Here is an 8,050-nt window from a genome sequence, read left to right as displayed (position 1 = left end):
GTGAGTCAGATCATGGTTGACGTTGACCTTGGGTCAGGGTGGAAGTTCGTCGCAGCGCATGACGCCGACCCGGGCGTAACAGCTGTGAAGGAGCGAACCATCATGTCCATCACCCTTTTCGAGCAGGACAAGACCGCCCGCCCGAAGCTGCAGAAAGCGATCGAGGAGATCGTCGAATCCGGTTTCGTCGGGGTGTCGTTGCGCGTGCACGACGAACGGGGCGAGTGGGCGGGCAGCGCCGGGGCGGCCGAGTTGGGCGGGACCGCGAAGCCACCCATCAACGGGCATGTCCGGATCGGCAGCAACACCAAGACCTTCACCGCGACCCTGGTGCTGCAGTTGGTGGCCGAGGGCAAGGTCGGGCTGGATACCCCGGCGGCGGACTACCTGCCCACGTTCGGGTTGGACGAACGGATCACCGTACGGATGCTGTTGCAGCACACCAGCGGGGTGTTCAACTTCAGCGGCGAGGTCTACGACGACGGGACGGTCGCCCTGGGGATCCCCATCCCCTACAGCACCACGGGCAAACAGTGGCTGGAAAACCGGTTCAAGACCTACCGGCCGCAGGAACTGGTGGAGCTGGCGTTGTCCAAGCCGGCGCGGTTCGAGCCGGGGACGGGCTGGAGCTATTCCAACACCAACTACGTACTGGCCCGGCTTCTGATCGAGAAGGTCACCGGCCGCTCAGTCGCCGAAGAGACGCAGCGGCTGATCCTGGCGCCGCTCGCGCTGTCGGGTACGGTGGTGCCGGACTCCTCGCCGGAGATTCCCGAGCCGCACGCCCACGCCTACTACCGGTACGAGGACGCCGGCCAGCAGAAGACGGTCGACATCACCCGGCAGAACCCCTCCTGGATCTCCGCCGGCGGCGACATGATTTCGACCACCCAGGACCTCCACACGTTCATCTCGGCACTGCTGAGCGGCAAGCTCCTGCCGGCCCCGCTGCTGGCCGAGATGTGCACCCCCCACCCGACGGGCATTCCCAACATGGACTACGGCCTGGGAGTCTTCGTGCTGGACACGGACGGCGGCACAGTCATATCCCACAACGGCGCGGCAGCGGGCCACGCGGCGCTGATGTACGGCACACCCGACGGCAGCAAGACTTTGACCGCCGCGCTGAACTGCGTGGACGACGCCGACCTGTCCATAGCGACGGCACTCCAGAACGCCCAACAAAGGCTCGTCAACGAGGTGTTCGGCGGCGGGCAGGCCGATTCGGCTCAGCCGACGGACTGAACTCGGCCGGGGTGTGCGTAGTCGCCGAGCCCGAGCACAGGGCAGGCTGAGCAGATGATGAACAGAGTCACGATCGGGCAGGCGGCGGCATTCGTCGGCGTCACGGTGAAGACGGTGCGGCACTACCACAAGCTCGGCTTGGTCGAGGAACCGGAACGCGACAGCTCCGGCTACCGGCGGTACGGATCGGCCGATCTGTTGCGGCTGGTGCGGGTCCGGACACTGGCCGCCGCCGGGGTGCCGCTGGCCGAGATCGGTACCATGCTCGACGCCGACGCCTCGCTGGTCGCCGCAGCCCTCGCCGACGTTGAACGGACGCTGACCGATCGGATCGCAGACCTGATCGCGCGCCGCGACACGCTGCACCGGCTCGCCGACGGCGACAGGGCCCTGCTGCCCGACCGCGCTGTGGCGCTGCTGGAGCGGATGCCCGGCCTCGGCCTCAGCCCCGATTACGTGGCCGCGCAACGCGAGGCCCTGGTGCTGGCCCGGGCGCTGGTGCCGGGAGGCTTCGACGGCTTCCTGACCCAGCTCGAACACTGGCTCGACGACCCCGAGTACATCGACCTGACCAAGCGCGGCTGGGAGGCCGAGACCTGGGAGCCGGACGACCCGAGGATCGAAGAACTTGCGACCGCCATGGCCGACCACTACCTCGCCAACCCCATTCTGCTGGGGAATCCCACCAGCCTGCGGGCCTGGGCCAACGCTTCCACCCAGTACCGGCTGATCAACAGCCACCGCGAGGACGGGGCACCGATCTCAGCCCGGCTGACCGCGCTCACCGAGACCAAACTCCGCTCCGCGGGCGTACCCATCCCGTACCCGTGATGGGAACCTCGGTCAGGTGGCCTGCTATGGGCCCAGGTAGACGTCTGGCGAGAGCCACGCCGGACGAGGCAGGCCGAATTGCTGCTCGAGCATCAGCTCGGCCTGGGTGAGCGCGCCGTAGACCCAGCCCTGCCCCGTCGACCATGCCGATCCGCAGATGTAGAGGTTGGCGTCGGAGACTGGGTGGCGCATTCGCGGCATGATCTCCCAACTCTTCGCCCCCACCTGCCAGAAGTGGTAGGCCGCGCCGTACGGATCCTGCACCCAGTCCTGGAAGTACGCAGACGTGGGTTCGGGGATGCGGGCGTCAGGGCCGTGCAGCTCGCGCAGTTGGCGCTGAGCCTCGTCGACCAGCGTCCCGGGCGCTGCCGCGTCCATCGGTCGTGGCGGCCGCGTCACCGCCACCGGAGCGAGACGGTCTGGCCGGCGCAGCAGCTCGTTCCAGAACTCCACGTCGTTGAGGTCGTTGTAGGAGGCCAGCATCAGCGCGTTGCGGTTGGCGGGGTCGGCGCCAGGTTGGTCGCCCTCGACACCCCAGTAGTAGACCTGCCGCAGCGGTAGGTCGGTCACCGAGCGACCGGCGTTCAGGCCGATGTCCTGCCACCACGGCCGGTCGTAGCCAAGGAAGAGTTTGGAGGCCGGCCGCGGGATCACCGAGCCGAGGTCGGACAGGAACTGGTTGCTGGCGAACAGGAAGGTGTCCGGGTCCAGCAGCTCGATCGAGCGCTGGGGCATCGCCAGGATGACGTGCCGCGCCCGGACCGTGAGCCGCCGGCCCTCCGGCCAGACGGTGAGGGCGAGGGACAGCACCTGTTCGCCGTCGACGGTCTCCCGGTCGATCCGGCGCACCTGGTGGTGGAGGTGGACACTGCCGCCTTCTGCGGTGAACCGCCGGACCAATTCCTCGGGCATGGTCTGGTAGCCGTTGCGCAGCAGCAGGTACTGCGGCGGCGGGGAGCCCACGAAGTCCGCTACCGAGGCTTCCATCGCCTCGATGCTGTTGACGTTGTCCACCACCGAGCCGTAGCCGAACCCGTCGTGCAGGAAGGTGTACCCCTCCTGTCCGATCGCGTCGAGCAGCAGGTTCCAGAACCCGATGTTGTACAGGTGCCGGCCGTCGGCCGTGGCCGTCGGCTTGACCTTGTCCCACGCCTGGTGGTCCATGCTGGCGGCGTTGGGAAAGAAGCGTTCGATGACCGACAGCAGCGCGTCGTCCGGCGTCATGCCCTGGATCGCGGGCGGTAGCTGGTAGGGCACGACCTGTGGGTCGGCGAACTGGGCGAGAGTGAAGCGGTGCTGGCGCAGGTAGGCGATGTTCTGCGGCTCGTCGACCGGGAACGGGCCGGTCGGCAACCGGAGATACTCCACGAGGTCGGCCACTACCGGGTGGTTGCTCAAGTAGCGCATGCCGCCGAGCTCAGCGTGCAGGTGTGGCATGCCCGGCGGGGTGACCGAGAACAGGCGACCACCGACGCGCTCGCTGCTCTCGAACAGGCGCACCGCCAGGCGACCGCCGCGACGACGCCGGAGTTGCCTGATCGTGCGGCTGCGCCCGGCGTCCGGGCCGAGCAGCCGCCAGGCGGCGTACGCCCCGGACACCCCGGCGCCGATGACCGCGACGTCGACCACGCCGTCCCCACCGGAGGCGGGGGGCTGCGATCGCGCGGACGCGCGCGCCGGCGTGCCCAGCGCCGTGTCGATGACGGTGGCGGCGCCGAGGCCCGCGCTTGCCTTGAGCAGATCGCGGCGCGTTGGCTTGCCCATCTTCGGCCCACCCCCACCGCGGGACGTACTCGACGGCCACGTACGGCCAGTTGCACACTTAATATACCAATCCGAACATTCTCCACATATGGTTTCTATAGGCACGGAACCGGATGCCGCAGCCAGAATGGGCGGCACGCGGGCGCGCCCGGGACCGAGGCGCACACCTCGCCACGGCACCGTGTCCGTCGGACATCGGCGGAATCCCTCTTGGCTGGATCCGGGGCGGCGAGAGTCTGCTCCACTACGGTGAACGGCATGCTGTTCGACGATCTGTCCGATCGCACGGTGCTGACCACCCGCGAATACGCCACTCCGGATCGGCTGAACGCCCGCATCGCACTCTACGAGTACCAGGATCCTCGGCACGATCTCGTCGGCTCCGCGGTGCGCCTGCTGCATCAGGCTCCCGGCCCCGTGCTGGACGTGGGCTGCGGGCCGGGGCATTACCGCGCCGCACTGCGGGCGGACCGGCCAGACCGCGCCACCATCGCCTGCGACCTGTCCATGGGCATGCTGGTGGTGGCCGGCGCGCCGGCGCTCGTCGCGGACGCGGCGGCGCTGCCGGTACGCGAGGCGTCGTGCGGAGCGGTGCTCGCGATGCACATGCTCTATCACGTACCCGACCCGGAGGCAGGGGTGGCGGAGCTGGCGCGGGTACGGGCTCCGGGCGGCACGGTGCTGCTGGCGACCAATGGCGCGCGGGACAAGAGGCGGGCACGCGACGTGCACAACGAGGTGGTACGCGAGCTGACCGGCGGACCGGCCAGGCGTGACGTGTCCCGCCGGTTCAACCTCGAGGACGGCGAGCGGGTGGCCCGGCGACACTTTCGCACGGTCGAGCGGATCGACTTCCACAGCACGATCGCCGTGCCCCGGCCCGAGCCGGTCATGCGCTGGCTCGGCTCCATGGGCGCGGGCGACGTGGCGCCCGCCATTCTCGACGAGGTACGCGCGCGGATAGCCGCGATCATCGCGCACGAGGGCACCTTCCGCCTCGACGCGCACGCGGGTTTCCTCCTGTGTCGATGAACGACGGCTTCCGGCCGGCGCGGCGCGGATGGCGGACAGTTCGGCGGGAGGGGCGACCCCACCGGCCGGTACGATCGTCCGCGTGAATCTGGACGACATCGCCGCCCGGCTCGGGGTACCCGTCGAGGACGTCGACCGCGTGCACCGGCTCGCCGGCGACCTGCCGTCGGCTCCGCTGCCCGCCAAGGCCGACGCGCCCGCGCTCCTCGACCGGCTCGCGGTGCGGCCGGACGACGCCGCCGAGATCATGGCCGGCTGGCCCGACCTCGACTCTCCACTGTGGACTCCGGAGCTGCGCTGGCTGCTCGACCGCTCCATCGCCCTGGTCCGCGCCGATCTCGGCGGCCACGCCTGGCTGTCGCCCGGCCCGGAGCTGCCGCGCGACCGGGGCCCCGCCTGGCGGCACCTCTACGTGTACGCGTACCTGGCCCTGGCCGACGTCGTCCGGGGGTACCACCGCGACCACGGCATCACCGACGCCGTGTCCTGGGTGACCCTCGCGGACCTGGGTCGCAATCTCGCGATCGACCGGCGGATGCACCGCGAGGGCTGGCCGGTCATGCAGAGCTGGCTGACGCTGCACGCCCGCGGCGGCATCTACGAGCTGGGCCGGCTGCAGCACCAGCGCGGCGGCACCACCATCGACCTGCACATCCCCGAATCCGGGCCGATGACCCCGGAGGCGGTCACGGCGTCGCTGGACGAGGCCCGCGCGTTCTTCCCCCGCCACTTTCCCGACGAGCGCTACACCGCGTTCTCCTGCGGCTCGTGGCTGCTCGACCCGCAGCTGCTGGAGTACCTGCCCCGGGACTCCAACATCGCCCGGTTCCAGCGGAGGTTCGAGCTCGAACCCTACGAGGAGCCGGAAGGGCTGGACGCCGACGTCGAGGTGCTGCGGTTCGCGTTCCGCACCCTGACCACGCCGCTCGACCAACTGCCGCGCCGCACCGTGCTCCAGCGCGCGATCGCCGACCACCTGAAGGCCCGCGGCCACTGGTACTGGCGCCGGGGTCGCATCCCGCTGTAGCTACACCCCCGGTGCTCTGGCCACAAACGGGAACGGTGTTCCACCGTGACCGCCAATCGTCGCGCCTCCGCTGAAACGTGGTCGAGTGTGCGGAGTCGAGGTCGGCAACTCGTTCGGCACAATGGTCGGCACCACGAGATTCATCCGGACAGATATGATCGAGTGCACAGAGGCGCCGTGGTTACCTGTGGTAGCCGCACTGTGGGCGTGGCTGAGGAAGGCCGTCGATGGAGATCCGCGTCCTGGGTGAAGTCACGCTGTACGGCCCCGACGGACCGGTGGCGATCCAGCGGGTCGGCGAGCGGATCGTCCTGGCGGTCCTGGCCATCAACGCGGGCGAGGACGTCGAGGCGACCACGCTGCTGCGCCTGCTCGGGGAGGGCGGCGTCGATCAGATAACGCCCCGGACCCTGAAGGACTATGTGGCGGCCGTCCGGACGGCGTTGCAGCACGCGGGTGGCAGTCGGGCCATGTTGCCGGACGCCCGTCGCCGCCGGGGCGCCTACCGCCTCGACATCGACCCCGACCTCGTCGACTACCAACGCTTCGCGCGGCATGCCCGTGCGGCCCGCGACCATGCCGACGCCGGCGACGACCAGGCGGCCGCCGAAAGCCTGCGGCGGGCGACCGGCGAATGGCGCGGGCAGCCGCTCGCCGGCATCGACCGGGCTCCCCTCGACGGGCTGCGTCACGAGCTGAACGAGCGGCACCGGTCCGTAGCCCGCGACCTGCTCACCCTGCAGATCCACCTGGGTCAGTACGAGGACGTGACACGCGCCGCCCGACGCATGATCGACACGTACCCCACCGACGACATCGTGGTCCTGGCCCTGCACGCCCTGGCCCGGAACGGCCGGCGCGTCGAGATCCCCGACTTCCGCGACTTCGCCACCGGCCGGCTGCGGGCGTTGCTCGACGATGACGACGCCGACTTCGACACCGCCGTCCGCGACGTCGCCGACACGCTGCTCAAACAGCCGCGCGAGTCGTACCGGCTGCTGCCCCGGTCCGCTCCGGCCACCGTCGGCACGGACCGGGACCCGTCGCGGTTCGACCCGCCACCCGACGCGATCGCGGCCACGGGCCGCACGGAGGAGCCGCCGGCAGGCCCGTCGCATCAGGTGCCGAGACAGCTGCCCGCCGCGCCGCAGGCGTTCACCGGCCGGACCGTCGAGCTGGCCGACCTGGACAAGATCCACGATGCGTCGACGGTCGTGATCACCGCGATCGACGGGATGGCCGGTGTCGGCAAGACCGCCCTGGCGGTGCATGCCGCACACCAGATGGTCGACCGGTACCCGGATGGACAGCTGTTCATCGATCTGCACGGCTACACCGACGGTGTGGCACCGATCGAACCGGGTGAGGCGCTGAACTGGATGCTCCGCGCGCTCGGGGTTGCCGGGGAACGGATCCCGATCAGCCTCGACCAACGTGCCGGGTTGTACCGCAGCCGGCTGGCCGACCAACGCATGGTGATCGTGCTGGACAACGCCGCGGCCGAAAGCCAGGTGACACCGCTGCTACCCGGTGCGCCCGGTTGCGTCGTACTGGTCACCAGCCGCCGCCGGCTGGCCGGGCTCGACCACACTCACACCCTGTCGCTGGACACCCTGCCACCCCCCGACGCCATCACCCTGCTGCGCCAAACCGCCGGTGAGAGCCGGCTGGTCGGCCAACCACCGGAGCTGGCGGCCGAGTTGGTGCAGTTGTGTGGCGGGTTGCCGCTGGCGATCCGGATCGCCGCGGCCCGGCTGCGCTCCCACCCGACCTGGGACCTGGAACATCTCGTCCAGCGGCTGCGCGACCAGCAGCACCGGCTCGTCGAGTTGGAGGCCGGGCGGCGCAGCGTCACCGCCGCCCTCGATCTGTCCTATCAGGACCTGGGCGCCGATCTGCAGCGTGCGTACCGGCTGGTGGGCCTGCACCCCGGCCCGGACATCGAAGCGTACGCCGCGGCCGCGCTGCTCGACGGCACCTTGCGCGAGGCGGGCCGGGTGCTCGAGCAGCTGCTGGAGGCCCACCTCCTGCAGGAACCCGTCCCGGGCCGATACCGGTTCCACGACCTGACCCGCGCCCACGCCGCCTACACCGCGACCAGGGACGAGACCGAACACAGCGAGCGCATGGCACTGGATCGCCTCCTCGACC

The 8,050-nt window shown here is 70.1% G+C and carries 6 protein-coding genes; 5 read left to right on the top strand and 1 reads right to left on the bottom strand.

Translation table 11 applies throughout. The features are described from left to right. Nucleotides 1-102: 102 nt before the first annotated feature. Nucleotides 103-1,245, top strand: coding sequence for a serine hydrolase domain-containing protein (locus Raf01_RS48565; protein WP_239134581.1), 1,143 nt, complete (start codon nucleotides 103-105; stop codon nucleotides 1,243-1,245). A gap of 54 nt (nucleotides 1,246-1,299) precedes the next feature. Next, on the top strand, nucleotides 1,300-2,076 hold the full coding sequence (locus Raf01_RS48560; RefSeq protein ID WP_203924981.1) for a MerR family transcriptional regulator: 777 nt from the start codon (nucleotides 1,300-1,302) through the stop codon (nucleotides 2,074-2,076). Between the two features lie 24 nt (nucleotides 2,077-2,100). Here Raf01_RS48560 and Raf01_RS48555 read toward each other — a convergent pair whose 3' ends face one another. Then, the gene (locus Raf01_RS48555) at nucleotides 2,101-3,840 is read right to left on the bottom strand and encodes a flavin monoamine oxidase family protein (protein ID WP_203924980.1); all 1,740 of its coding nucleotides are present in this window, start codon (nucleotides 3,838-3,840) and stop codon (nucleotides 2,101-2,103) included. Nucleotides 3,841-4,098: 258 nt separating this feature from the next. On the opposite strand from Raf01_RS48555, the gene Raf01_RS48550 reads away from it, so the two are divergent. From Raf01_RS48550 to Raf01_RS48540, 3 genes are all read left to right on the top strand, one after another. Further along, on the top strand, nucleotides 4,099-4,872 hold the full coding sequence (locus Raf01_RS48550) for a class I SAM-dependent methyltransferase (RefSeq protein ID WP_203924979.1): 774 nt from the start codon (nucleotides 4,099-4,101) through the stop codon (nucleotides 4,870-4,872). 82 nt (nucleotides 4,873-4,954) lie between these two features. Further along, a complete protein-coding gene (locus tag Raf01_RS48545; RefSeq protein ID WP_203924978.1) occupies nucleotides 4,955-5,899 on the top strand; it encodes an acyltransferase domain-containing protein in 945 nt (314 codons plus the stop codon). A 227-nt stretch (nucleotides 5,900-6,126) separates the two neighbouring features. After that, nucleotides 6,127-8,050 (top strand): AfsR/SARP family transcriptional regulator (locus Raf01_RS48540; protein ID WP_239134580.1); only part of this gene is annotated, 1,924 nt, incomplete at its 3' end.

The organism is Rugosimonospora africana (genome assembly GCF_016862975.1).
Classification (GTDB): Bacteria; Actinomycetota; Actinomycetes; order Mycobacteriales; family Micromonosporaceae; genus Rugosimonospora; species Rugosimonospora africana.
Note: the sequence above shows the minus strand (reverse complement) of the source record. Positions and strands in the feature narration are given on the sequence as shown.